This is a genomic window from Psychrobacter sp. PG1 (assembly GCF_014897815.1).
Classification (GTDB): Bacteria; Pseudomonadota; Gammaproteobacteria; order Pseudomonadales; family Moraxellaceae; genus Psychrobacter.
Genome location: NZ_JABUZG010000052.1, coordinates 1 through 26,712 on the forward strand (window position 1 = coordinate 1; position 26,712 = coordinate 26,712).

Annotated in this window: 25 protein-coding genes; 9 read left to right on the forward strand and 16 right to left on the reverse strand. The window is 41.6% G+C overall.

The window, feature by feature from the left end:
• The 6 genes from dnaX to INT03_RS05570 form a co-directional block, all read right to left on the reverse strand.
• Positions 1–1,382, reverse strand: a 1,382-nt coding sequence (gene dnaX, locus INT03_RS05545) for a DNA polymerase III subunit gamma/tau (RefSeq protein ID WP_193008006.1), incomplete at its 3' end; no start/stop codon positions are given.
• A gap of 69 nt (positions 1,383–1,451) precedes the next feature.
• Positions 1,452–2,714 (reverse strand): hypothetical protein, encoded by a 1,263-nt coding sequence (locus INT03_RS05550; RefSeq protein WP_193008008.1) that lies wholly within the window; start codon positions 2,712–2,714, stop codon positions 1,452–1,454.
• A 114-nt stretch (positions 2,715–2,828) separates the two neighbouring features.
• On the reverse strand, positions 2,829–4,367 hold the full coding sequence (gene lysS, locus INT03_RS05555; RefSeq protein ID WP_055125441.1) for a lysine--tRNA ligase: 1,539 nt from the start codon (positions 4,365–4,367) through the stop codon (positions 2,829–2,831).
• A gap of 82 nt (positions 4,368–4,449) precedes the next feature.
• On the reverse strand, positions 4,450–4,938 hold the full coding sequence (locus INT03_RS05560) for a hypothetical protein (protein WP_193008010.1): 489 nt from the start codon (positions 4,936–4,938) through the stop codon (positions 4,450–4,452).
• 97 nt (positions 4,939–5,035) lie between these two features.
• Positions 5,036–6,124 (reverse strand): peptide chain release factor 1, encoded by a 1,089-nt coding sequence (gene prfA, locus INT03_RS05565; RefSeq protein ID WP_193008012.1) that lies wholly within the window; start codon positions 6,122–6,124, stop codon positions 5,036–5,038.
• 253 nt (positions 6,125–6,377) lie between these two features.
• Complete coding sequence (locus tag INT03_RS05570) at positions 6,378–7,523, reverse strand: beta-ketoacyl-ACP synthase III (protein ID WP_193008014.1); 1,146 nt, start codon at positions 7,521–7,523, stop codon at positions 6,378–6,380.
• Positions 7,524–7,821: 298 nt separating this feature from the next.
• Here INT03_RS05570 and pnuC point away from each other — a divergent pair, with 298 nt between their 5' ends.
• The 4 genes from pnuC to creD all read left to right on the forward strand — a co-directional run bounded on the left by pnuC (position 7,822) and on the right by creD (position 11,441).
• Positions 7,822–8,583, forward strand: a complete 762-nt coding sequence (gene pnuC / locus INT03_RS05575) for a nicotinamide riboside transporter PnuC (protein WP_193008015.1) — start codon at positions 7,822–7,824, stop codon at positions 8,581–8,583.
• Positions 8,534–9,115, forward strand: a complete 582-nt coding sequence (locus INT03_RS05580; protein WP_060491081.1) for an AAA family ATPase — start codon at positions 8,534–8,536, stop codon at positions 9,113–9,115. Before pnuC ends, INT03_RS05580 begins: the two co-directional genes overlap by 50 nt.
• 63 nt (positions 9,116–9,178) lie before the next feature.
• Entirely contained in the window at positions 9,179–9,703 is a 525-nt protein-coding gene (locus INT03_RS05585) for a TIGR00645 family protein (protein ID WP_045447433.1), read from the forward strand.
• A 145-nt stretch (positions 9,704–9,848) separates the two neighbouring features.
• Positions 9,849–11,441, forward strand: a complete 1,593-nt coding sequence (gene creD / locus INT03_RS05590; RefSeq protein WP_193008017.1) for a cell envelope integrity protein CreD — start codon at positions 9,849–9,851, stop codon at positions 11,439–11,441.
• A gap of 136 nt (positions 11,442–11,577) precedes the next feature.
• On the opposite strand, the gene INT03_RS05595 is transcribed toward creD, so the two are convergent.
• Positions 11,578–12,261 carry a DUF421 domain-containing protein gene (locus INT03_RS05595; protein WP_055125435.1) on the reverse strand — a complete coding sequence of 228 codons (684 nt, stop codon included), beginning with the start codon at positions 12,259–12,261 and terminating at the stop codon, positions 11,578–11,580.
• A gap of 332 nt (positions 12,262–12,593) precedes the next feature.
• On the opposite strand from INT03_RS05595, the gene INT03_RS05600 reads away from it, so the two are divergent.
• The gene (locus INT03_RS05600; RefSeq protein WP_193008019.1) at positions 12,594–13,514 is read left to right on the forward strand and encodes a DMT family transporter; all 921 of its coding nucleotides are present in this window, start codon (positions 12,594–12,596) and stop codon (positions 13,512–13,514) included.
• 161 nt (positions 13,515–13,675) lie between these two features.
• The gene (locus INT03_RS05605) at positions 13,676–14,044 is read left to right on the forward strand and encodes an MliC family protein (RefSeq protein WP_193008020.1); all 369 of its coding nucleotides are present in this window, start codon (positions 13,676–13,678) and stop codon (positions 14,042–14,044) included.
• A gap of 286 nt (positions 14,045–14,330) precedes the next feature.
• Here INT03_RS05605 and INT03_RS05610 read toward each other — a convergent pair whose 3' ends face one another.
• The gene (locus INT03_RS05610; RefSeq protein ID WP_193008022.1) at positions 14,331–14,744 is read right to left on the reverse strand and encodes an organic hydroperoxide resistance protein; all 414 of its coding nucleotides are present in this window, start codon (positions 14,742–14,744) and stop codon (positions 14,331–14,333) included.
• A gap of 185 nt (positions 14,745–14,929) precedes the next feature.
• Here INT03_RS05610 and INT03_RS05615 point away from each other — a divergent pair, with 185 nt between their 5' ends.
• Complete coding sequence (locus INT03_RS05615) at positions 14,930–15,787, forward strand: AraC family transcriptional regulator (RefSeq protein ID WP_193008026.1); 858 nt, start codon at positions 14,930–14,932, stop codon at positions 15,785–15,787.
• A gap of 293 nt (positions 15,788–16,080) precedes the next feature.
• A complete protein-coding gene (locus tag INT03_RS05620; RefSeq protein ID WP_193008028.1) occupies positions 16,081–16,410 on the forward strand; it encodes a hypothetical protein in 330 nt (109 codons plus the stop codon).
• A 408-nt stretch (positions 16,411–16,818) separates the two neighbouring features.
• Here INT03_RS05620 and INT03_RS05625 read toward each other — a convergent pair whose 3' ends face one another.
• From INT03_RS05625 to INT03_RS05645, 6 genes are all read right to left on the reverse strand, one after another.
• Positions 16,819–17,187 carry a hypothetical protein gene (locus INT03_RS05625; protein ID WP_193008029.1) on the reverse strand — a complete coding sequence of 123 codons (369 nt, stop codon included), beginning with the start codon at positions 17,185–17,187 and terminating at the stop codon, positions 16,819–16,821.
• Positions 17,188–17,362: 175 nt separating this feature from the next.
• On the reverse strand, positions 17,363–21,550 hold the full coding sequence (gene hrpA, locus INT03_RS05630) for an ATP-dependent RNA helicase HrpA (protein ID WP_193008224.1): 4,188 nt from the start codon (positions 21,548–21,550) through the stop codon (positions 17,363–17,365).
• A gap of 210 nt (positions 21,551–21,760) precedes the next feature.
• Entirely contained in the window at positions 21,761–21,997 is a 237-nt protein-coding gene (locus INT03_RS05635) for a hypothetical protein (protein WP_193008031.1), read from the reverse strand.
• Positions 21,998–22,051: 54 nt separating this feature from the next.
• Positions 22,052–22,177, reverse strand: coding sequence for a hypothetical protein (locus tag INT03_RS15005; RefSeq protein WP_264298282.1), 126 nt, complete (start codon positions 22,175–22,177; stop codon positions 22,052–22,054).
• Positions 22,178–22,274: 97 nt separating this feature from the next.
• The gene (locus INT03_RS05640) at positions 22,275–22,592 is read right to left on the reverse strand and encodes a hypothetical protein (RefSeq protein WP_193008033.1); all 318 of its coding nucleotides are present in this window, start codon (positions 22,590–22,592) and stop codon (positions 22,275–22,277) included.
• A gap of 48 nt (positions 22,593–22,640) precedes the next feature.
• Complete coding sequence (locus INT03_RS05645; protein WP_193008035.1) at positions 22,641–23,234, reverse strand: DUF1543 domain-containing protein; 594 nt, start codon at positions 23,232–23,234, stop codon at positions 22,641–22,643.
• Between the two features lie 75 nt (positions 23,235–23,309).
• Between INT03_RS05645 and INT03_RS05650 the strand changes: the two genes are divergently transcribed.
• Positions 23,310–23,813 (forward strand): hypothetical protein, encoded by a 504-nt coding sequence (locus INT03_RS05650; RefSeq protein ID WP_193008036.1) that lies wholly within the window; start codon positions 23,310–23,312, stop codon positions 23,811–23,813.
• A gap of 76 nt (positions 23,814–23,889) precedes the next feature.
• Here INT03_RS05650 and INT03_RS05655 read toward each other — a convergent pair whose 3' ends face one another.
• Positions 23,890–24,651: a metallophosphoesterase family protein gene (locus INT03_RS05655; RefSeq protein ID WP_193008038.1), complete on the reverse strand. Its 762-nt coding sequence runs from the start codon at positions 24,649–24,651 to the stop codon at positions 23,890–23,892.
• A gap of 141 nt (positions 24,652–24,792) precedes the next feature.
• Positions 24,793–26,214 (reverse strand): SLC13 family permease, encoded by a 1,422-nt coding sequence (locus INT03_RS05660; RefSeq protein WP_060491069.1) that lies wholly within the window; start codon positions 26,212–26,214, stop codon positions 24,793–24,795.
• Positions 26,215–26,712 lie beyond the last annotated feature (498 nt).

Sequence of the window (26,712 nt, forward strand, 5' to 3'; positions counted from 1 at the left end):
GGCTCAACAACTGGTTCAGGCTCAACAACTGGTTCAGGGCTAGTAACTAATACATCATGATTTTGCTCATCATTTTGAGCCAAACTTGGCTCAAAATTGTTATAGGTTTTGACTTGTAAATCATCATTATCTCGTGCTTGATAATCAACGCCATAAGACTGTAATGGCGGTGCAGAAGCCGATTGGCTATTCGATGACTGTGTAGAAGGTGTAGATGCCCCATCTTCTATAGTTGGTACTTCAGGTGATAAAGAGCCAGAATAAGCATGATTTAATATCTCATCGACTGGCAACGGACGAAATGCCAGCAGACGTAAAATGCACATTTCCAGCGCTTGCATCGGTGTGCTCGCAAGCTTAACACCTTCACGTGCTTGCACGACAATCTCATAATACAGTTGCAGAACATCTGGACTCATATGCTGCGCAAGCGTGTTAATATCTTGCGCCTGTGCCTCATTTACATTTAGTGCCACGTCAGGCAACAGCTGAGTCAACGCCAATTGATGCAGTAATTCAGTAAGACCATCAAACATACTCGTCGCATCAACCATTTGCGCACGCATTTGTTCTATATGAGCCGCGACAGCAGATTTGTCATGGTTATAGATATCAGTAATTAAACTGACCAGATCAGCCGCATCAATTAAGCCAAGCATGGCGTTTACAGTGACATCATCGAGCGCACCTTGACCAAAAGCAATGGCCTGATCGGTCAATGACAACGCATCACGTACCGAGCCTTTGGCGGCGCTGGCCAATTGCCAGAGCGCAGGTTGCGTATAGCCTACCTGCTCTTGGGTAAGAACATTTGCCAAATGCTCGCTAAGTAACGTTTGCGGTAGCGGACGTAGTACAAACTGCAAACAGCGCGAAATAATGGTAATCGGCAATTTTTGCGGATCAGTCGTGGCAAGTAAGAATTTTACATGCTCAGGGGGTTCTTCCAAAGTTTTAAGAAGCGCATTAAAACTGTGTGTCGACAACATATGCACTTCATCAATCAGGTATACTTTATAACGCCCTTGACTTGGCGCATACGGCACATTATCCAGCAACTCTCGTGTGTCTTCTACTTTGGTACGGGATGCCGCATCAATCTCGATAAGATCGATAAATCGCCCTTGATCGATTGCCACGCAGTTATCACACACACCGCAAGGCGTACTAGTAATACCCGTATCGCAGTTCAAACATTTAGATAAGATACGCGCAATCGTGGTCTTACCCACACCGCGTGTGCCCGTAAAGAGGTAAGCATGATGCAGGCGGTTATAATCAATCGCATTAATCAGTGCTTGAGAAACATGTGATTGCCCAATCAACTCGTGAAAGTTTTTGGGACGGTATTTGCGCGCTAAAACTTGATATTGCTGCGTCATAATAAATGCCAATGTGAATAATACAAATATAGATGGGGTGTCAAACCAGTAGGCTGTATTAGGTTTAGATTATAACTGCGCTTGAAGTTGTGCTAAACGTTCATATAAGCGCTGAGTATTGGCGTCAATCACTGAGCCTTTTTGATAAAAGGCATCCAAATGCACCTCTGTATTGACGCTATCGTCACAAGGTCTAAACTCCACGCCAATCAAAAACAAATCATCCATCACTGGATCCTGCATTTGAGCATTGAGCTCCAACAACAAGTCTTGTTGAGACGTGCGAACCTTGTCAGCACTCAGCGAACTATTATCATCTTGCGCATAGAAAACCATCAGATAATGGCGTCCAAACACGTGATAAGAGTGCTCATGACAAACATAACCATTCCAGCGAGAGTCTTGATCCATCGTTTTGTAAGCTAAGATTTTTTCAACCAAACAAGCATAAGTATACATTGACTCATCGACCAAAATATCGACTGGCTCTTTTGGCAGTGGTTGACCTGCCTCATAATAATGTTTGATCAAACTATTAAACAGCTTGTACCACATTCGAGTATTTTTCTGAATCTCAGCCATTAGTGCTTTGGCAAAGACTGCCTGATCTGGTTCTGTAGCTTTGAGCAAACGTTGCTCAATCTGATCGATCAACTGATTATCAATCAATTGCTCTTGCACCCTAATCGCTCTTTGATGAAAGTCAGGCGACTGTAAAAACTGGATAAGTAATGTCGATTCGTCTTGGAATGACTTAAACCCTGTCAGCTGGCTGCGATGAAAGTCTAAAAATGCGGACAAATCGCTTGGCGTAACCAATTGGCTGATGATATCGACAAAGTTTTGATGGCTAAATACTTGTAAAACACTTTGCTCATCATCCAGATCTAAAACACAGTCTTCAGCAAAAAACTGACTACCATATTCATAATCAACCGTATGCGAGGATGCTTGTGGTTTATCATCTTGATGCGTGACAGACAGTGACGTTAAACCAATGAAATAAACATCCTTACCAGCTGTCGAGGTATTACTTTCTGCCATCGACTTATCGTTTTTTAGATAAAGCTGAGCGTGACGCTTAATTAGTTGGTTGACGACTTCTTTTCTCCACTCACGAACTTGAGCGCTGTCTACTTTTTGCCTACTCGCTTGCATCACTACATCATTGACGATCAAATAAATGATAGCGCCAGAAAACTCAAAAACGAAATCATAACCTTGAAAATGCTCAGGATTGGTTTTTTTATCTGATGGTAATTCATACAAAGATAAGAAACTTTGTTGAATCATCTGTTGCCAAAGTGAGGGTGACGCGTGCTGAGTATCCATGATGTCCCTATAAATGAGGTCTCATAAAGAATCTGGGACCATTCCATTGAAAGCAAAAGAGCTTTCTTATGTTCAGTTTAGTCCCAGTATGGATTTATGGCAAGTAAACCAGTTCTAGCTTTCTAACTTGCGACGCATATGCGGGAACAAAATCACATCACGAATACTGGCAGAATCGGTAAACAACATCACTAAACGGTCAATACCGATACCTTCGCCTGCGGTTGGTGGTAAGCCATAAGACAGCGCTTCGATGTATTCTTCATCAAAATGCATCGCTTCATCATCGCCAGCGTCTTTTTCAGCGACTTGTCCACGGAAGCGTTCTGCCTGATCAGCAGGATCATTAAGCTCGCTAAAGCCGTTTGCCAGTTCACGACCACCGATGAATAGCTCAAAACGATCGGTGATTTCAGGATTATCATCACTACGGCGTGCCAGTGGTGAAGTTTCCGCTGGATATTCAGTGATGAACGTTGGCTGACGCAATTGGTGTTCAGCGGTTTCTTCAAAGATGATGGTCTGTAGTTTGCCCACACCAAACACCTCTTTCACTTGCTGTTTAAGCGTTGTCGAGGCGTACTCTGCCAGATATTCACGGTCATTGATACGTGCCATATCGAAGTTTTCAGCATATTTTGCAATTGCATCAGACATAGATAAACGTATAAATGGCGCTTTTAGACTGATGGCTTCTTCTTGATAAGTAATCTCAGTCGTGCCCAAAATATCCATCGCCAATTCATTAAATAAGCGTTCGGTCAAATCCATCAAGTCATGATAATCAGCATAGGCTTGATAAAATTCAATCATGGTAAATTCAGGATTATGGCGAGTTGATACCCCTTCGTTGCGGAAGCTGCGGTTAATCTCGAACACTCTTTCAAAACCACCAACCACTAAGCGCTTCAAGTAAAGCTCAGGCGCGATACGCAGATATAAAGGCATATCTAGAGCGTTATGATGCGTCACAAATGGACGTGCCACCGCACCACCTGGGATAGGATGCATCATCGGTGTCTCAACTTCCATGAAACGCTCATTTAACATAAACTTGCGAATGCCGCTAATGACTTGACTGCGAATCATAAAGGTATCACGAGTCGTCTCATTGGTCATCAAATCAAGATGACGATTACGATAGCGCGCTTCGACATCAGCTAAACCATGAAACTTGTTTGGCATCGGACGTAGCGCTTTAGTCAATAACTGAAACTCTTCGATATGCACATATAAATCGCCCTTGCCTGAGCGACCGATATAGCCTGATACGCCAACAATATCACCCAAATCTAATGATTTAATGGTCGCTAACGTCTCTGGATCCAACTCTTTGCGTGCAACATATAACTGAATGCGACCCGTCATGTCTTGAATAACAATAAAGGCACCACGGTTCAGCATGACGCGACCTGCCACGTTGACCTGTGTTTTTTCGCCATTCGCCGCTTTTTCTTCAATTTCTTGTTTTGAGACGCCGTCAAAGGCTGTTTGCAAATCTTGCGCATAATCAGTACGTTTAAACGTATTTGGATACGGCTGTTTGCCTGAAGCACTGATATCGTCTAGCTTGGCTTGCAGTTGCGCAATCAGCTCGTTAGCGTCTTCTACAACTGGGGTTTGGTCTTGGTTCTGATTATTGTGCTTTGACATAAAATTCTCAAAATTTAATTGTGGTTCATGTTTCATTTTAGAGATCATTAAACTGGCTAATACAAACTAAGTAATCTTTTACTTAGTCTATGCAACCACCTGATACTTGCTTACCTTCTTTAATAATTGAATAACAACCAAAAATACTGTCGTCATAGGCGCACTGACCTGCAAAATCGCCGCCTTCTGTTTGTTCCATATCCATCCAACCTCTACAGTCTCCCTGACATTCTGAGCCATCCGTACAGAATTGACCGCCATCTGAGTACTGTTGAACACAGCTGAAACGACCTGCCATTCCCTGTGGTTGCATAGTCCCGCCTATAGACTGACAAGCTTCTTCAACATGCTGTGGTATCAACGAACCAATACATCCTTCATACTCATCTAATACCTGATAAATACTATCCAACTCACTTTGGCTGAGCTTTTGCTCAACTGGAGGATTCACTAACTGTTTTGATTCATACCCTTCTTCAACTTTGGTTACCGAACCACTCGAAGTTGTATCCTTTAATGGCTGATTGTTTGGTACCTCGCAAGCAGATAGCGACATTAAAATACTTGACATAAAAGTAGCAGCTAACAGCTTACAAACATTCATTTAATATGCCTTTAAACACGCACTTTGAATAAAATAAATAACTAAATCCTACATTTATTAAATATTACTCACCGCCAATACTCGCCATCAAATCAGCCTGATGCTCACGCAACAGTGCATCAAGAATCTCATCCAAGTCGCCTTCCATAATGGCATCAAGCTTGTATAACGTCAGGTTTATACGATGATCGGTCATGCGACCTTGTGGGAAATTATAAGTGCGAATGCGTTCTGAACGATCGCCACTACCGACCAAATCACGACGGATGGTGTCTGCGGCATCAACTTGAGCCTGTACTTTGACTTGCTGAATCTTTGAAATCAGCATTTTCATCGCTTGCGCACGGTTTTTATGTTGGCTACGCTCTTGCTGACACTCTACCACGGTACCCGTTGGAATGTGGGTCAAACGTACGGCTGAATCAGTGGTGTTAACGTGCTGACCACCCGCACCGCTTGAACGGAAGGTATCAAAGCGGATATCGGCTGGATTTAGATCTACTGTATCATCAATCTCAACTTCAGGCATCACCGCCACGGTACAAGCTGAGGTATGCACGCGACCTTGGCTTTCGGTTTCAGGCACACGCTGCACACGGTGTACGCCTGATTCAAACTTTAAGCGACCATACACGCTGTTGCCTGATACGCGAGTGATGATTTCTTTATAACCGCCATGCTCTCCTTCACTTGCAGACAATACTTCCACTGTCCAGCCTTGTGTCTGCGCATATTTTTGGTACATACGGAACAAGTCACCAGAGAAAATCGCGGCTTCATCACCACCTGTACCCGCACGAATTTCCAAGAAAGCAGGCACTTTATCATTTGGATCTTTTGGTAGCATCATGACATTGAGGGCCTCTTCCATCTCTACGATGGTCTCGCGGGCGTTATCAATCTCTTCTTGCATCATCTCTTTCATGTCAGGATCTGAAGCATCAGCCAGCATAGCCTCTGCATCAGCCTGATCCGTTTCTGCACGCACATAGTTCTGCCATAAAGTAGTGATATCCATCAAGTCGCTGTGCTCGACAGACAATTCACGGAATTTATTATTATCGCTGATGATACTAGGATCTGATAATAAGGCGGTGACCTCTTCATAACGGTCTACCATCTGGTCTAAACGCAGGCGTAAGGATTCTTTCATAAAAGGACTTTTAATTGGATGAGAGGAATAAGACCGTGATTATAGCAAATTTTTCGAGGTAAATTAAAACCTCTAAGCATTCTTGTCGATATTCTAGGCATTCTTCCCGTTATATTCGCAAATAGCGCCTCATTCTTGAATAATATATTGCTTAAATAATGTGATTAAATGCTCATAACAAAAATAACAGACAAAAAAATAGCTAAGGTTGCTCTTAGCTATTTTTTATTAGTAACAGGTTTTACTTTAAAAATTAAACCTTACGTACCAACACTGAACCGATAGAGTAACCAGCACCAAATGAGCAGATAACACCCAAATCACCTGATGCCAGCTCATCTTTATAGCGATGGAAAACAATCATCGGACTGGCTGAACTGGTGTTAGCAAATTCAGCAATGACACTTGGCACAATCGCTTTATCTGCTTCTTTACCAATCACAGTACGTAGGATTAAATCCAACATATTGGCGTTGGCTTGGTGCAGCCACATCATTTTAACATCAGACGTTTCGATATCGTTTTCTTGTAAATGCTCGGTGATGACTTCTGAAACCTTTGGACAGACTTCACGGAACACTTTTCGACCATTTTGTAAGAATAGCTTGTCGGTGACTGGCTCTTTAATGTCTGGATACATCTCAGTCTGTGCCGCTAAGAACTCTGAGCGATCCATAAAGCCGTATTCGTTTTTGATATTGGTCGAAAACTGGGTAAATAGCTTAGAGTTAAGAATCTCATAACCTTTTGGCGTGTCTAGCTCTTCGACGATAGATGCTGTTGCGACATCACCAAAGATAAAGTGGCTGTCACGGTTACGCCAGTTTAGATGCGCTGAGGTAATCTCAACGTTGACCACAGCGATGCGCTTAGCCAGACCAGAAACGATAGAACCGTGTGCTTGCGACAGACCAAAAGTCGCGGCACTACAAGCGACGTTCATATCATAAGCAAAACCACCAATCATACCGATTGCATTTTGAATCTCGATAGCGACCGCAGGATAAGTACGCTGGAAGTTTGAACAGGCAAGAATGATACCATCTAGGTCATTCGCCTCAAGACCCGCATCTGCTAGCGCGTCTTTCAAAGCCGCAGTGCCCATTTCTGCCATGATAGACAGCTCTTCACCTAAATGACGATAAGGAATCACTGGTGCCATGATTTCAGGATCTAAAATACCATCCTTTTCCATCACATAACGTGATTTGATACCAGATACTTTTTCGATAAAGGCCGCTGAAGAAGGCTCTAGGGCAGTCAAAGTTCCTGCTGCTATCTCGTCAGCATGCTTTGCATTATAATTCTCAACATACTTATTAAATGAATCTACTAGCTCTTCATTACTGATGCTATAAGGCGGAATATACAGGCCAGTGCCTGTGATACAAGTCGTCATGATAAGCTTCCTTGTCTACTACTATAGGGCTTGGGATAAGCATAAAAGTGGAAAAATAACAGTCGTTTGATTTCAGTGAATAACTGTAAACTTAAAATCAGAGCCTTTATTATGCCTGAATATAATTATTTTTCTAATACTTTGTTACAAATAATCTGTTTGTTGCGAAAAATAAGTAAAGTCCTGACTTCATTTTGGAGCAGCTACGTTATAATTGGCGCACTTTGCTAGCGACACGTTCACAGTTCGAGCGCATAAAACTGCGAGACATAAAACCCGCTCATATTTGGGAATACTCATGGTAGAAATTTTTAACTGGTTATTTGGACAATACGCTGACTATCCCACTGTCTTTATTGCTCTGGAATTGATTGCTGTCATATTTGGGGTAGCAAGTGTCTTACTCGCCAGCAGAACCAATATTTTGGTATTTCCGATAGGTCTCGTCAGCACCGCTATATTTGTCTATCTGTTGTGGAAATGGCAGTTATTTGGCGATATGTTTATCAATGCCTACTATACGGTGATGAGTCTATATGGCTGGATCAATTGGACACAAAGTAAGAAAAACACAGCCATAAAAAAACAGCAAGACTATATCAACCCTACTGGTCAGCAGCAAAATGAGTCGTTAGCAAGGACTAACGCTCAGAATGCTATTCAAGTAGAACATCTCGATAAAAAAGATTTGCCAATACTCGCCTTACTAGCCTCGGCAACTATTGCCTTTGTCGCGTTAGTGTATTACTTCAGACCAGTCATCAATAATAACTTTAGTTTTGATGGCGCGGTATTAGGTTTGCATTTATTTACGTGGGTCGATTACACCGATATGCTGACCACCGCGCTGTTTTTGATGGCGATGTGGCTGATGGCGCGGCGCAAAATTGAGCATTGGATACTCTGGATAATCGCCGATGCTATTTCAGTCCCGCTATACTTTTATAAAGGTCTCACTTTTACTGCGCTACAATACGTAGTCTTCACTCTTATCGCAATTTGGGCTTACTATGAATGGCAACGACGTTACCGCTTGCAACCTAAAGCAGCATACGCCTAAATCGGTCATCAATGTCGCTATTCTAGGGGCAGAGAGCACTGGTAAGACCACGCTATGTCGCGACTTGGCAGCGCATTTTGGCTGCCCTTGGGTGCCAGAATACATGCGCACCTATCTACAAGCAAAATGGGATAAGGAACACCTAACTTGCACTTGGGAGGATTTACTCCCTATTGCACAAGGTCAAATTGAGTTAGAAAATAAACTCGCCGCACAAGCGGCTCAAAGCGATCACAACCATTATTTATTTTGTGACACCAGTTTATTTGAGTTAATGGTTTATTCTAATTGGTATTATGGTGATTGCCCTAAAGCGCTCACCAATGCGGCCTTAACGCATCATTATGACTTGATTTTATTAACCGAAGTTGATATCCCGTGGGTAGCCGACGACCTAAGAGATAGCCCACATCAACGTGATGAAATCAGTGCTTATTTTGAAAGTCAGCTGACCCGTCACCAAAAGCCATTTCATCGCATAGGTGGTGATAGAGATGAGCGGGTACAACAAGTGCTCGAATGGCTTTCTTAAATCCATCCTATACCACGTTATCAGTAAATGACCTACAACCTTTAAGAGCATTAAGAGATGTCCATGCTAAAAAATATTGAACGATACCTAGAAAAAACCATCTTTAACAGCCGCTGGATATTAGCGCCTTTTTATTTAGGGCTGGTCTTAGGGATTATTTTATTATTTATAAAGTTCATTCAAAAAACAGTCATGATGTTCAATACTGTATTTAGCGCCTCTGTATCAGATGTCATTGTTAATATATTAGTGTTGGTCGACCTCTCTTTAGTAGCCAGTTTATTATTAATTATCATATTTAGTGGCTATGAAATATTTGTCTCAAAAATTGACACTGGTGATCACGTTGATCGACCTAGTTGGATGGGCAAAGTAGATTTTTCTGGTCTAAAACTAAAAGTCATTGGTGCCATCGTCGCTATTTCTGCGATTGATCTGTTAAAATCGTTTATGGATATTCCTAATGAATTGAGTGAGGGTGAAGCGGACAAACTCATGTGGAAAGTCATCATTCATATGACTTTCGTGTTGTCTGGCTTATTATTTGCTATTATGGATAAAGTGGTTGGTGATACTAAAAAACACTGATATCAGAAAACACTAAGGCTTATTTTTCCACACACTCTCCATCGTTCTTACATATTTTTTCTTCATCTCTCCTCTATGCTCTTCTTTGAACCTACTGACTGTTATATGCACAGTTTTGGACTAAAGATTCATATGAGGAGCTTTCATGCAAAAAACACTATTGACTAAATTGTCCATCATCGCCGGGCTTTGTATTATTTTTGCCATCGGTCTCGGTATGATTGGCTCAGTCATCTACGAACGACAAAATTATGCCGCGTCGGTGGTTAAAGAAATTGCCCAGCAGCACGTCAATCCGCAAGAAGTCATCACCCCATTTATCATCATCCCTACCACAATTACGCCTGAATGTCAGATTACAGCACTTGAAACAACCAGTAAATGTGCACCATCCTACTCAAAAAATGAAATTGTCTTTGCCAGTCAGACCCAAGCCATACAAGATCTTGAAGTCAGCACTGATACCTATAAACGTGGCATCTATCATGCGACCAGTTATGATGGTGCATTGACATTTGATCAACGCTATACATTTGATCAAGCCATCAGCAGCTTATATGACACTACGAGCACAGCTAGTGACGCACAAGGCTCCATCAACACACCCACCAATAAAAATAACACCCAGCCCGAAAAAACCATCATCCACTGGAATGCAGCAAAATTGATTATTCCAGTATCAGATCTGCGCGGCGTGGCGACGCTACCAACGGTGACCATTGATAACAAACCGATGAAAGCAACCTACCCTCAGACAGCGCTGCTGAAAAACCTGACCTATGTAGAAGTAGCTATTCCGCAAGATATATTACAGCGTTCAGTAAAAAATATAACGAGCCAGCAGAATGGCAATAACACCCTTGCTACGAACGGTGCTAGCGAGTCATTGACCAGTACAGAAATCGTCATTGATTTACCGTTAGCTGGTATTAGCAATGTAAACACTGTACCGACTGGACAAAACTTTAACTTAACGATGCGCAGTAATTGGCATGCGCCAAACTTTATTGGTAAGGCGCTCCCCAATGCTAAAAAACTTACCGCTAAAGGTTTTGAAGCCAGTTGGCAAAATCAGTATTTAACAATAGCCAACAATCAAGATTTGTCGCAATGTGTCAGCATCGCCAACAACCGATGTGTCGTCACCAGTCAAGCCACTCTTGATAACAACAGCCAGTCAATGGCTTCTGGTGATGCGCTTATAGCAATGGAAGGTGCTGCTACAGCAGAAGCTACTACCATACCTGATAGCTATCGAAACGTGCGCCTGAACAGCTTTGGTGTGAGTTTTGCTGAGCCTAATGATGTGTATCTACAAACTGAACGAACGATGAAATATGCCTTATTATTAATCTTAGTATCATTCGGCACTTTCTTCTTATTTGAAGTAATTAAATCCAGCCGTATTCACCCTGTTCAATATCTGTTGGTCGGTTGCGCGCTGTTTGTGTTTTATGTCTTACTATTACCACTTGCTGAGCAAATTGTCTTTTGGAAAGCGTATGCCATTGCTGCCAGCGCCTGTGTTGGACTCATTGGTTGGTATGCTTATTACGTACTGGGCGGCGTCAAGCGAGCGGCGATTTTCACTGTCACACTGGCAGGATTGTATGCGTCGTTTTTCGGCATATTAACCACCGAAGATATGAATTTATTGCTTGGTGCTGTCTTCTGTTTTGTGCTACTCGCTTGCGTGATGGTCATGACGCGTAAAATTGATTGGTACAAAATTGCCTAACTCAGATAGGGCATGTTAAAAGCGTTTAGTCTAGGGCTGTCTTACGTTGGTATCATTGGCTATTATTAAGCCTGCTAACATAAGACCGCTCGATCTACTCATAGATAATTCAATATAGCAATCATCTTATTTATTATCATCTAATGATCTCACTATTCAAGGCCTTCGCCCAGTCTCGACATCCATTCTCACAGCGTTCACAGAGCTGATTGGGGTCAAATATATGATCAACATAGCCGCAATGCATACATGCGTAATATGTTTCTGACTCTATCTCTTCGACAGGTTGATACTGCTTAGGGAAAAGCGGCATACCATAGCCAGTGTTTTCAGGCGGATATAACAATATACTAAAATTACCGTCTGTCTCTAGCAGGCCTGTACGCACTTGACCCAAATGCTCGACCCCTTGTTGGCGCATCTCAGTAAAAAACTCATCATGAGACATTTTACCCTTTTTAATCTTATCGAGTACCAGCATTCCGTCCTCTACAATATAGAGCGACTTCCCTTCTAACAGATCTTCAAAAGGTTGGAATTCCATCATGATCCACGTGCACAATCGATAAAGCAGGATAACGGCGCTCATGACCAGCACCGCCTGAATAATCGGCAAATCCTCGTTAAACATAGGGTCACCTGCGATAGAGCCCAATGATAAAATAATGGTCAACTCAAAGATTGACAGCTGACGGACGCCGCGTTTGCCCGTCAAACGCAAAAACGAAATAATCAGTACAAACATGACGCTGACACGCACCAATATCTCAAGCGCAAATGCCCAAGTGGTGTCATGAATAAAGATACTTGCCCAATCCATATTACTTTTTCCTATCTATTGTTTTTATTTAATTTACGACAATTCATTTAAGCAATCGTTCTGAGTATGCGCTTGACCCACATCACATCACTTTTGTAGTCAGCCTTTATTGTTAATTCAACTATCATCAGTCCAATTTAAAAAATACTTTTGCCTGCGAGTGCAATAAAATATGATCTGTTGTGAGAAATCTCCCAATTGGCAACTAGCAACTGAGTTTTCACACTTCAGCCAGTATTTTTGCTAGTAAAAAAGCGGTAATAACAACATCCCTAAAAGTCGAATTTGCCTATTTTATTAAAAAACCAGCTTCTTTATTGTAGGAATTATTTTTGAAAGCCACCTTTTACACCGTTATTGCATTAATCGCCTTTGCTGCAAACTCTCTCTTTTGCCGGATGGCGTTAGCAGAGGGTCATATAGATGCTTGGAGCTTTACCATTCTGCGCCTGCTGAGCGCTGCTGTCTGCCTAGGTATTATCATGACCATTCATGCTTATCGGTTACGACAGCACGCGCGAGATCCTGACAGTATTGCTCACACTGCTATTTTAAACGACAAAGGTAGCTGGTTAAGCAGCGTGAGCTTAGTGATTTATGCGCTATGCTTTTCGATTGCTTATGTAGAGTTGGATACTGGTACAGGAGCGCTGATTCTATTTTCAGCGGTTCAGCTGACGATGATTGGTTGGGGCATCTATAAGAAAGAGCAATTGAGCGGCTTACAATGGCTGGCATTTATCGTAGCGGTAGCAGGGTTTGTCTATTTGATGCTACCGTCAGCAGCGGTGCCTTCGTTACTGGCGGCGGTGCTTATGGCAATCAGTGGTGCCGCTTGGGGCATATATAGCATACGCGGCAAATCATGCGTGTCACCGCTGCGAGCCACAGGTTTTAATTTCATTCGGAGTCTGATAGCAGCGCCCCTACTGTTAGTGATAAGCATAACTTATCTAGAAAATATAGGCTTGGAAAACATCAATTTAGGTGACATTACTATAAAAGGAATACTTTTGGCCTGTGCATCAGGAGCGATCGCATCTGGTATGGGCTACAGTATCTGGTATATGGCCATGCCTTTGTTAAAAAACACTCAAGCAGCAGTTGTACAACTGTGTGTCCCTATACTCGCTGCGATATTAGGCGTGGTATTTTTATCTGAGCAATTGACATTGCCATTCGTTATAGCAAGCTCGGTTATCTTGGGTGCAGTATTGGTATTTATTTTAAATAGAGAAAAAGCCCCTACGTGAAATATTCTCATTCGTTATTTAAAACTAATAGAGGCTTAGTGATAAAAAAGACAGATAAGATTACTACCATAGCCCTCAAACACAACATGAAGTTACATTCTCTACGGTATCATGTTGCTTGAAGTAACAACCTACTTTTACCGATACTTTTGAGGCATATTATGAAAAAATTATTAGCCGTAGCACCTTTTGCTCTATTATTGTCTGCCTGCGCTACTAATGCACCAACCACGACCCCAGAGACCAATACTCAGCCAGTAGTCCAATCATTCACTTGTGAAGACAACGGTCAACTCACTGCTGCTTACACTGCAAACGGTCAGACTGCTAACCTAAACGTGACCTTGCCTAAAGTTGGCTTGACCAATGCAAAAATCACTATGGAGCAAGCGGTATCAGGTTCTGGCGCTCGTTATGTGAATAATGTTAACCCTAAAACCACTTACGATTGGCACACCAAAGCGGATTACGGCATCATGACCATCAAATCAGACAATGGTCAACAATACCAAGTGAACTGCCAACTATAATAATCTTAGAAACAAGTATGAATAATACGCGGTGGTTATTTGAATAAAACCCATATTTTTATTCAAATCTATTGAAAACGAAAGAGCCAGTAGTCAAACTACTGGCTCTTTTTTGTGCTTAACTTTTTATGCTTGATAATTTAATCTTAATGATCAACATTGAATCATTCAATAAAAAACTGCCTGAATACTTTATGTACCCAAGCAGTTGAAAGTCATGTCGTTTTTATATTTGTTTATAGTTATTAGAACAGCTGTTGAATCAGTCGTTAACTACTGCTGAACGTTAAACCACGGTCACATGCAAACGTGCATCGACATTACCGCGAGTAGCATTAGAGTATGGGCAAACTTGATGAGCTGTTTCGACCAGTGTTTGCGCTTGAGCGTCATCAATGCCCGACACTTCAACATACAAATCTATATCTAGGTTATAGCTACCATCGGCTTTCATACCAATACCCACTTGGGTCGAGGTTTTTGAGGCAGTGATTGGCAGTTTCATTTGCTGGGCGGTCAGATTTAAAGCACTATCAAAACAAGCCGCATAACCCATTGCAAAAAGCTGCTCTGGATTGACACCTTCCTTTTCTGTTTCTTGAAAAGAGACCAGATCAAAACCTAGAGAACCATCGTCAAGACCTGTATGACCAGAACGACCACCCGTTGCCGTTGCTCGCGTTTTATAGAAAATTTTCATCATATATTCCTTATGGATTGGCGTGTTATTGGTATTGTGCAAAACGCTGCAAATCAATCTTACTGCGTTTTGATGCCATCATTATAGAAGTGAGCACGCTAATCCGGTAGAGCATTACTCCAGAGTCCTTGCCTATTCCTATAAATATTTATATCATTAGGCAAATTATAAAGTAAGCATAAATCATGAAAACGAAAACGGTAGAGCAGCTACTTAGTATGTTACCCAAAAACCAAACCATCGAATCAGACATTTCAGGCTTGTTTTTTTATTGTGCCGACAGACCAAGAAAGACGGTCAGCTATATCCAAGAACCTAGCATATGTATCGTCTTACAAGGCACGCGTGAAATTTACTTAGGTACAGATTGCCAGAAATTTGATGACAGCAGTCTGATGTTCTGCCCTGTCAATATTCCTATAAGCATGCATATCAAACACGCCACTGTAGAGAAGCCTGTCATCGTATTGTCTATGAAATTAAATCTGGCGCTCATTCGTGAGGTCATGGCGCAAATACCCCCTCAGAAAAATGCCGATTATGAGCATCAAGGTATAAAATGGCCATTAGAAGACACCATATTAACCGCATTCGAACGGCTGATAGACTTGCTTAATTATCCAAATGATATAGATTTTTTATCACCTTTAATTCAGCAAGAAATTTATTATCGTCTGCTCTCAGCACAGCAAGGTCATAAGCTTCGGCAACTGGTGGTCAACGGCAGTCACACCCACCGTATTGCCCAAGCTACCGATTGGCTAAAAGCGCATTTAGAAGAGCCCGTCATCATAGAAGATTTGGCCAGTCGCTGCGGTATGAGTGTGTCGGGATTTCATCAACATTTTAAAGAAATCACTCAACTAAGCCCGCTTCAATATCAAAAAAGCCTACGATTGATGAAAGCGCGGCAGCTGATTCAACTCGGCGAGGCACAAGTATCGCAAATCGCCATGCAAGTAGGCTATGAAAGTCCCAGCCAATTTAGCCGTGAATATAAGCGGTTATTTGGAGTAAGTCCAAGCAGCGAGTTAAATGTCTAGCATGATGCTTCTACCATAATGCCCCTACTATAATGGTTTCTGACTAAGGCAATCTCTCTGCGTCTTGACAGCTTCATAAGCAACTGCGTACACAATGTAATTATCTGTTTAACAGATTCCTACACCCTCCCTCTTTCCAGCCAAACAAACGACGAAATATCTTACCCAAGAAAAAAAACAGTTGACTTGGTCTATATATTCATATTATAACATATAATATATATTCATAATTTAGCACCTATTATAATAATTTTTCTACGTGTGATCGTCAGAATATTTCGGGAGGCACTAACATGATTCGTTTAAGCTATACTCTCAAATGCTGGGCATTGGGTATCACTTATTTCTTGGTGTTTTATTTTATGGTGGTCATGAGCGACCCTGGTTTTAGCAAGTATATTTATATGCTGGCACTAAGCACCTTGCTATTCCCCGTAGCTAAGCGTGCAGTCGATGTCATGACGGATTTTTTTACACCAAACACGGTATTATTTAATGGATTATTGCCCTCATTATTGATCAACGTGGTGATTTGGATACTCACGCCATTTATTGTAGCACTGACCGTTATAGCATTCGTGCTTTATAGTATGGGTGTGCTGACAGAAAAGATCAGCCACTAATTTTAGAGCAAAGGCTCCATGACGCCACCTTTGCTTTTTTGTTTCATAAAAGATTTATCCTTCGCAAAAAGACAATGATACTTAAAATCAATTTAATGAGATGAATAAAACGATAAGACCTGTATCTTGGTTATGATGCGTCTTCTTTTGTCGTGAGAAGAACACAAGAAATGAGTGCAGTGTTTATGACATTGTATTAGAAGAAAAATTGATGGATAAAGAGATGCTAGACGACATCTTGTCTCCTAGTAATAGAGTATATCCAGAAGTTAATCAAATGCCTTAATGCGCATTAAATAAAAAAAGGCTGGGTTAGCAATTGCTAATCCAGCCTTTTTGTCGGTTGTGAGTGAAGGTTAATTACTTAAAATCAGTAGGGTATCCATTCGATAACCTACTCTATCAAAGCTACGCGCAAATCTCACGAATAGTTATTTGATTTTGATATTTGCCTAGAGGCCCGTATTGACCGATGGAGCTAATGTTACCAATGACACAAGTTTCGAAATATTTGTAATAGCCTTTTTGATTGAGACTTTTTGAATCTTTAATTAATAATTGCTTTGGGTCTGACACATAGTAAATAATGTTATCAGAAACGAACTCATGAATCTCAAAGCTTCTTTTAAAACTGCCGCGTAACTGCACTTCTTTTTCTACGCTTGTTGGCGCAAATACATTCACATTTTTATTATTACTGGCTTGTGTTTCATCACAGCCCGTACTCATAAATATAGTTGATGCAAATGCTAATATTATCAATTTACCTTTAATCATTATTCTTCATCCTGCTCAAAAACCTACATCAATATATTAAGTAACGACCAAAAAACTCTGGTATAAAAAATAGTAGCTCTTTCATTTAATCAAATATTATCGACTAAATTAAAGAGCTATACAAGACAATTGTCATATGCTGTCAATTAGCAAGTTTTGAAAATCTAACGCTACCCTAACTCATCTTATCCCACATCTTGTTTAGGCGCTTCGGTGACACTGCCATGCGGGTTTTCATTGGTTGCGCGAATAGCTGAATACGATACTCCTCGACCATCCAGCGATACTCATTAATGGCTTTATCATTGGCGCGATTTGCCAACCGCTCCATATGCACATCAAGCGCGTATACCCCTTCGAGATCAGATTCGAGATTGTGCTCAAGCCGTTCGATACGAATTTCAAGCGCCTCTAGATAGCGCGGATACTGCTGCCAATGGTTATAATCCATACGATAAACAAAATCAGCCAAGTGCAAATCTTCTAACTGGTCTTCGATATCTTCGATAGACTCACCAAATACCTCTCGATCGAGCATGAGTAAGCTTTGACGAATACGTTGCCAGCGGGTATAGACATTTTTAAGAATTTTTATGACGTTTTGTCCCGTCAATAGAAAGTTACCCGACACCACTTCCAAGGTTTTTTCATACTCCTTTGGCGTAAAGGGCAATTCTTCAGCAAGCGCTACGGCAGTATCATCAGCGCTTTCAGGCAAATCAGCACTGTGATCGAATAACACATAATGCTCTTCAAGCGACGCGTCCAATGCCGCATCGATGACGATGGTTTTTAGCTTCTCCATATCACCAAGTGGCGCGAATGCCAATTTAAATATCTTATCAATTTGGCTGGTCAGCTGTTTTTTCTTCGCACCAAGCTTACCTTTTATCAGGGTCAAAACGCCGATACGGTGCGCCTGTAACGCGGCATTGACATCGGTATATTGATGGATAGATACCGCTTCACCTGACGCATCTGCAACCAAAGCAGCAAACTGCTTCATCACCACCCCTGCACTATGATGATTTTTGCTAAAGGCAAAATGCTCAGGGAATTCAGTATGCGTACCTTGCTGTTCATTCACCGCTTGGCGGGTTTCAGAGGCATGACGAATCTGTAGCGTTTGCAGGTCGCGACCCTTTTCGATAATTCGGTTTTTGTCATCGACCACACAGATTTGTGGTTGTAAATAGCGATCAATGCTAGAGGGATTAAAGCTATCAGGCGTCACTGACATAACGCCGCGACGATTGAGCGCTTGGCAAAGCTGCTTGAGCAATCCTTGTCCACCAGCAGGTTGCAGTTCATCAAACAAGCAATCAGCTGTATCAGGAATCGGTACAATTTGACGGCGAATGTCTTTGGGTAGTGACTTAAGCAACTGCAATACTAGCTCATAACGCCAACCGGGTACGCCCCACAATAGTTCGATCGCATCAAGCTGCGGTAGCGCGGCAAGTGGCACACGAATGGTCACGCCATCATCATCGCTAGACGGATCAAAGACATAACGTAGCGGTAGTTTTAAATCACCCAATTTCCACACTTCTGGGAAATCGCCTGTGGTCGGTGCTTGGCTATTGAGCACGTCATCATCGGTAAAGAATAGATATTTGGCATCAGTTTTTTCAACCTCGGCACGCCAATCTTCAAAGGCTTTGCGACTGGCAATATGCTCAGGTATTTTTTTATCATAAAACTGATACAGTGCTTCTTCATCAACCAACAAATCACGGCGACGTAACTTATCTTCAATGCGTTCAATGTCGGCAATTTTATCCATATTATGCTGTAAAAATGGCGCTTGACGCCCCAAATTACCAGTCACCAGACCATCACGAATGAATATTTCTCGTGACTCAACTAAGTTCACTTGCTCATAATTGGTCAGCTGTTTACTAATAATAATCAGCCCAAATAAGCTAATCTGCGCATAGGCTTTCACTCGTCCAGTCTTCTTCGACCAATGCGGCTCAAAGTAGTGATACTTTAATAAGTCACCTGCCGCTGAGATAATCCACTCTGGTTCAATTTTGGCAACAGTGCGCATGAAGACTTGCGAGGTTTCGACCACTTCAAAAGCCATGACCCAAGGTGGTACTTGTTTAAATACCGTACTGGCTGGGAAGATTTTGGCTTTTTGCTGGCGAGCCGCTAAGTATTCACCACGATTCTCAGTTTTATGCGCAATCGTAGACAATAGACCTGTCAATAATGCGCGGTGTAAATTGGCATATTTAACCGCTTTGAGTTCTTCATCTTCGATCGCGGTAGGGTCGCTGGTCATGTTTTCTAAAGAAGCATTCTTATCGGTTCCTTTATCGGAAGCTTTTACCTCTTTAACATCCGTCAGCTTAAGGTCTGTGACCATTTGTACTAACTGACGATGGGTTTGATTCCACTCACGTACACGCGGGAAGCTCAGATAGTTTTTCTTGGTAAAATTCTTACGCTGATTGCCAGACAGCTTATTGCCATCTTCATCCTTTTCGAACAGCGCTTTCCACAGGCTCAAATAGAATAAAAAGTCGGAGTCATCTTGACGAAACTCCGCGTGCTTTTGATCCGCTTGCTGGCGTTTATTGGCAGGACGCTCGCGTGGATCCTGTACAGCAAGAGCCGCTACTACAATCAGCATCTCACGGATACAATCAAAATCACTGCCCGCAACCAACATACGTGCTAGCCTTGGATCGATTGGCATACGCGCCATTTTTTGTCCAGTTGGCGTCAGGCTTAAATGGTCGAGACCTTTTTTTGGTTTTGGCTTATTGGTTTGATGAGCAGCAGTTACTTCATTTTTAGAGGTAATCGCGCCTAACTCATCAAGCAATTTATGCCCATCAGTAACCAAGCGGCTATCGGGTGGCTCGATAAAGGCAAAATCATCAACACTACCTAAGCGCAGATTGGCCATCTGTAAAATAACGGATGCAAGATTGGTCCGTAAAATCTCAGGTTCGGTAAATTCTGGACGACCGGTAAAGTCCTCTTCACTATAAAGACGGATACAAACACCCGGCGCAACACGACCGCAGCGACCTTTACGCTGATTGGCAGCCGCTTGCGAGATCGCCTCAATCGGTAAACGCTGTACGCGCGAGCGATACGAATAGCGTGATATCCGCGCAAAACCCAAGTCAATCACATAGCGGATACCCGGTACGGTCAGCGCGGTCTCGGCAACGTTGGTCGCAATAACGATACGCCGACCACGACCTGACGGTTGAAAGATGCGCTGCTGCTCTTCATAAGTCTGCCGTGCAAATAGTGGCAGCACTTCGGTGTGCTTGGGTCCATGACGCTCAAGCACCTCTTGCAGCTCACGAATCTCAGCTTCTGTGGCGGCAAATATCAAGATGTCTGCTTGGTCAGCATGACCTTTATTTTGTGCATCGCTAAAGCATTCTTCGACGGCGGCAACGACCGCACGTGGCAGATTTTCTTCAAAGTCATCGTAGCTATCATCGTCCGAGCTGTTGACTGGCTCATCAGTGAGGGGACGGTAACGAACTTCCACTGGAAAACTACGACCTTCGACATTAAAAATAGGCGCAGGTACGTTGCGTTTTAGCTTATTATCATAGCGGCTAAAGTATTCACTAAAGCGTTTGGTATCAAGTGTTGCTGAGGTAATAATCACTTTTAAATCAGGGCGCTTGGGCAGCAGTTTTTTCAGATAACCCATAATAAAATCAATGTTTAAGCTACGTTCATGCGCCTCATCAATAATGATAGTATCGTATTTACTTAAGAATCTATCGTGACCCAATTCTGCCAGCAAGATACCATCGGTCATCAGCTTAACAACAGACTGCGCCGTACCCTGCTCATTAAAGCGAATCTTGAAGCTGACAGTATTACCGAGCTGCTCGCCCAATTCTTCAGCGATACGGTTTGCCACACTGCGCGCGGCCAATCGTCGAGGCTGGGTATGCCCTATCTGCCCAGTGATACCGCGACCTGCCAGCATTGCAAGCTTCGGCAATTGCGTCGTCTTACCAGAACCTGTCTCCCCTGCAACAATAATGACTTGGTGATCAATAATTGCCTGTACTAAATCTTCTGCACGTTGACTCACGGGCAAATCAAGATTCAGCTTTTCTGCCAGTTTTTCTGGAATACTATCCATACGTGCCTGCACCGCTTGCTGTGAGCGGGTCTTGATTTTTTCATACTGCGCACGTTTTTTAGTTAGCCCATCATCCGCTTTATCGTCAGAAACTTTTTTATTTTTAGCCACGGCAGCCCTTTCCAGTTCACGCTCAAGACGACTTAAATAATAACTGTCTTTAGCGAGTACTGGTAAATCAACAACCATATCAGGTTGTGAAGACGCTTCATTACTGTTTTCTGTCATATTTGAATTATCGTCACTTGTGTTTGCTAATTTACTTAATTCATCGAATCTAAGCTCATTGGTGTTGTTTTCAGTCGGCATAACTGAGGCTTTCTTAGAAGTATTCGGCATATTTACTTAGGCTATTTATTGTTTGGAAGTGGTTAGATTATGAGGGTAATTTGGGCGTGATTCAAGGTGGTTATAGTGTTTGCTTGGCAGCTATGCAGGCTATTGCCTATTTGCAAAACGCTCAGTCAAAATATTTCTAAGCTCATTAGTCATAGGCTTAAATTTAAAATGCTTCGGCTCCATCTGAGCAATCAAAGCATACTGATCCTTTTCAATTGAGTTATTCTCACAAGAAAAATGATTCATCTCCTGACCAGTGATGGCACTAATAATATAAAAAGAGGTATCGCTATCTTCAAACTGTGTCAGCTCATAGTAATTATTCGGATCCCGCATAACGAGATTAGTACCACTAGAAAGAGTCGTATAATAGGTATCCTCAGCAGCTTGCTACGCCTCTAATCTTAAAGTATTGCCTTGGGTGGCGAAATAATACTTAAGCATATAACCAATATCGCTATTAATCACATCCAAACGTAAATGCTCACCCTCTTCTGTGATGCATTGATAGATCATAAAAGGTTCGTAAATTCGTGGCTTAGTAGTGACATTTTATCAAATTTCTCAAACCTGCCAGCCCTATTTTATTTTTGTGAATAAATTATTTGTAAGCTCAAACGCTGCTTGTATAAATAATCTGCTGACGAATGGCAGCCCCCGTAAAGAAATTCTGCAACTTTTGCAATGGCAGCCTAAGAAAAGGTAGATGCAGCGAAAGTATTAACCTCTCAAACGCTACCATTTCATCAGCTAATGCTTGTGCGACATCAGGTTGAATCTGAGGATTTTCATACACATTATCAATCAACCAAGTGAGTTTTGGAAACTTAGCATTATCATGAATCTGATAAAGGGTCGGTAATAGCTCATCAGAGAGTTGGCAACGCGATTTGCGAATCATTCCATTTTTATAGTACATATTTAAAGCCATATTAGGGTGTGTCCTTAATTAAATGATGAGACTAAAAATGAAATGAATTTAAAATAACTTCCTTAAATTCTTGATACTTAGATAACCAACATACTCTTTATCTTCATCAGTATTTGTAAGTTCGTGACTATTATGAATCGTAGGCTCAATTAAAATCTGTATGTTTGAGACAAGGTCGTTCACGTCGTATATATCATCGATATCTACCTGAAATTTATCATCAATGTGCGATGCGGCATTAAAAGGTGAGTCTTTATCTTTAAAAGTAAATTCTTTATAAAATGTACTTTGTTTGGCTTGTTTAATAGCCTCTGCTTGAGTAGCAGCGACGATAAGCAGTTTATGATGAAACTCTTCAAAACTCCCCTGCTGATAGCCGCCTAAATTAATAAAGAACAGTTTTAAACCGTTATCATTCGCTGTTTGATTGTTTGACTCGATCAATTTAACAGTATGGTTTCCCACTTTGGTAATCGCTCTGTATGAATCAATATGCCATTTGTTTTTGACTTCTGGCCAGTGGTGATTGATATCGTCTACCAGCTCGCGCACCTGATTGGCCACACCAAAGAAAATATCGTGCTGCTCAATCAAACGACCTTTGGGGCGACCACCAAGTTGTACCATAAAGAGTGTTGGCATAAAGAATTACCTTGTACGTTAATAACTTCTGAGTAAAATGTGTGATGTTAGATAAATCATATAAAAAGGATCAATATGGGCATTCTGATAGCTATTAAGCTGACGTTTATAGCGACTATATTTTTGCCAATAGTGTTGTGTTTGACTTCCTGTACAAATAAAGAATCAAGCTTAACATCAAGAGCTACTTATCATGACATCAGCAAAGTTGAAATTGAGAACCCTTATTCAAACCCTATTCTACTATCTTACGACGCAAAGCATCAGCCTGAAAAAATGCAAGCCATAGTCGATGAGATAAACAGTCAAAGCCATGGTTTTTGGCGTGAAGGTCTAGGCGGCAAAGAGGGAGCTAATGTTATTAGTATTCATATCTATAGCCATTCCGAGACGCCAGTTGCAAGCTTTTTTTTATTTTCTAATCAACTAATGGAGCGAGGACCAAATTATCGACAGCTTAATGTAGACGGTTTTTTTAGGCAAATAGATATTCAAGCGCTACCCGCATTGAAAGAGGCTTGGTGTGGTCATAGAGATATTGATGCATATCATAGCTTGCAACTTAATAAATCATGCTAAAAATAGGCAAAATCCTGATACTTATATATTTAATTGCTCATCAAGGCAATACTCGCCCTGTTCTCAGTGCAAACGCCTAGTCTTTACGACCGTTCATTGAAGCCAATTTAGCCGCAGCTTCATAATCATAAGGCACCTTGATATGCTCAGTTTGCCAGTATTTACCCTGTTCAGTATCAACACATTTAATAATCGCGTAACTGGCATGGGGCGAATAGGTTTGCATCTTATGCAAAATAGGCAAATCATCTTTATAAGCAGGGTAACCCACGCTACCTGTATTGATGATTATCTGACCTGTCGATAGCGTGACTGTACGTGGAATATGAGTATGACCACATATGATCACTGAACTGCCAATACCGTTAAGCTGTGCCAAAATATCTAGATTATCACGTAAGGTCGGCTGACCCGTCTCAATATTTTCTAACAAATATACCATGTCATCGGTTGGTGACCCATGGCACAAATAAACATTCTCACTCAAATGACAATCAAACGGCAAATTCTGCAGCCACTTAACCGCTGCTTTAGGCAAGTCCTCTATGATAAAAGCCATGGTTGCGTTGTTGCCAATCTCCGCCGTTGTCGCTTCATAAATCTGTCTATCCTGATTACCTCGAATAGTAATAATATCGTTCTGCTGTGCCATTAAGAGCGCATAGGTATCTTTAGGGGCAATCGGTCCGTATAGAATATCGCCCAGATTAACAATTTGATCAATATCGCGCTGTTTAATATCAGTCAGCACGGCTTCAAGCGCGAAAACATTACTATGAATGTCGGAAATAGCCGCGATAATATTTAATTGCTTATTATTAGAGTTAGAGTGCGCCATCCTATTTATTTTCCTAACAAATCACTATGTTATACATCGACTAACCGTAAAAAGGAACAGAAAAGAGAAACAAAAAAACCCAATGGCTCGTGATTATTGAGACATTGGGTTTCATAAATTATGATTAATGTGATTGCTAAACTATATTAAGAAGAAATAAGCCCACAATCCGACGACAAAGGTAGCAATGATATTAAGAATGACACCTGTACGGATCATTTCGCTCTGTTTAATCAATCCCGTACCAAAGACAATCGCATTTGGCGGTGTCGCAACGGGTAGCATAAAGGCACAAGATGCACCAATACCGATGACCAATACTAACACTTCGTGGGGTAAACCCATCTGCTCTGCAATGGCAGCAAATACGGGAACCAGCAGGGCGGCAGAAGCGGTATTAGAAGCAAACTCCGTCAAGAAAATAATAAATGCTGATACCGCAATCATCACCACGATAAGCGGTGCAGAAGACAACGCATTCGCGACCGTCTCCCCCAATACCAAAGAGGCACCTGACACTTTCAGAATCGTCGATAGGGCGATACCACCGCCGAACAGCATGAGTACACCCCAATCGGTATTATCAGACACCTGCTTCCACGATACCAAGCCTAAGCTGACCACAGCGGCAGCGGCTGATAAGGCAATAACCGCGTCAGTATCCGTAATATCAAGCGCAGCACCAATCTTTTTGGAGAAAATCCAGCTCAATGCGGTGACAATAAAGACGATAATCGTCACTACGCGAGGTTTATTCCATACAATAGGCTCATCTTCAACCAGTACAATTTTACGGTTCAGGTTGGGCTTCAAAAACACATACATCGCGCCTAACAATAGCGGCAATAATACCAGCATCATCGGCACACCAAACTTCATCCAGTCCACAAAAGCAATATTGAGCGCCTTTGCAGCGATAGCATTTGGCGGAGAACCAACAATCGTACCTAGACCACCAAGGCTTGCTGAATAAGCGATACCTAATAGTACAAATACAAAAGTACCACGGTCTTTTTCGCGATCAACTTGCGTTAAAATACCGAGCGCCAGTGGCAACATCATCGCCGCCGTCGCGGTATTCGATATCCACATCGATAAAAATGCGGTCACGCCAAATATCAAAAACACCGCCGTACTTAATTTGCCGCCTGACATCGATAAAATCTTCAGTGCAATTTTTTTATCCAACTGCTGCACATGCAAGGCTGCCGCTAAAGCAAAACCACCAAAAAACAAATAAATGGTCGGATTGGCAAAGCTTTGTAAGCCTATTTCGGCATCGAATTCTGGTATACCCACTAAGGCACCAACCACGACTACCAATAGTGCCGTAATCGTGACGTGCAACGCTTCCGTTAGCCACAATACGCCGATGAAGAACAATAAGGCAAGACCCTTATTGGCATTGATATCGAATGGCAATACATTATAAATAATCATACTGATAACCGCCGCAATAGCGACCACTATCAACCCTTTACCAGTACCCTTTGGAAAGGTATCGGTAAATAAATACTCATTGCCATCATCAGGAAGATGGCTATCTAATTTTTGCTCTGACATAAAATGTCCTTATTTTCCCAAAGACAGTGTAAAAAGACGCTAAAATAAAAACGCATGTTAGCGATTAATGGTTATTCAACCAGCAACCGCAAAAAATACGCCGTTATCATAACAGATATATAACAAAAAGCTGATGCAACAAAGCCTTTATAAAAAAAACCTTATAAAATTTGCAATAAATATGGTTATTTCACAGGTAAAGAATTACTTTAATGCGTTTTAGGAAAGGTACTTTAAAACGGTACTTTATAGAGATGATATTTATCTAATGAGTTTTTAATTTTTGAACCGAATGCCGAGAGTAAGTGAGAGCAACTTATAACCAAGTAATTGCTTTTAATTAAACAGCAAGCCTTGTGAGTTGCAGTTACACATCGTCACTAAACAAGCGTACACTTAGTATGTACAAGCGTATGGTGCTATCTCATACTAAATAAGTCAAAATAAATTTCTAATACCAGTAATAGTTTAACAACTATTTTTTATTAGTATTTATAT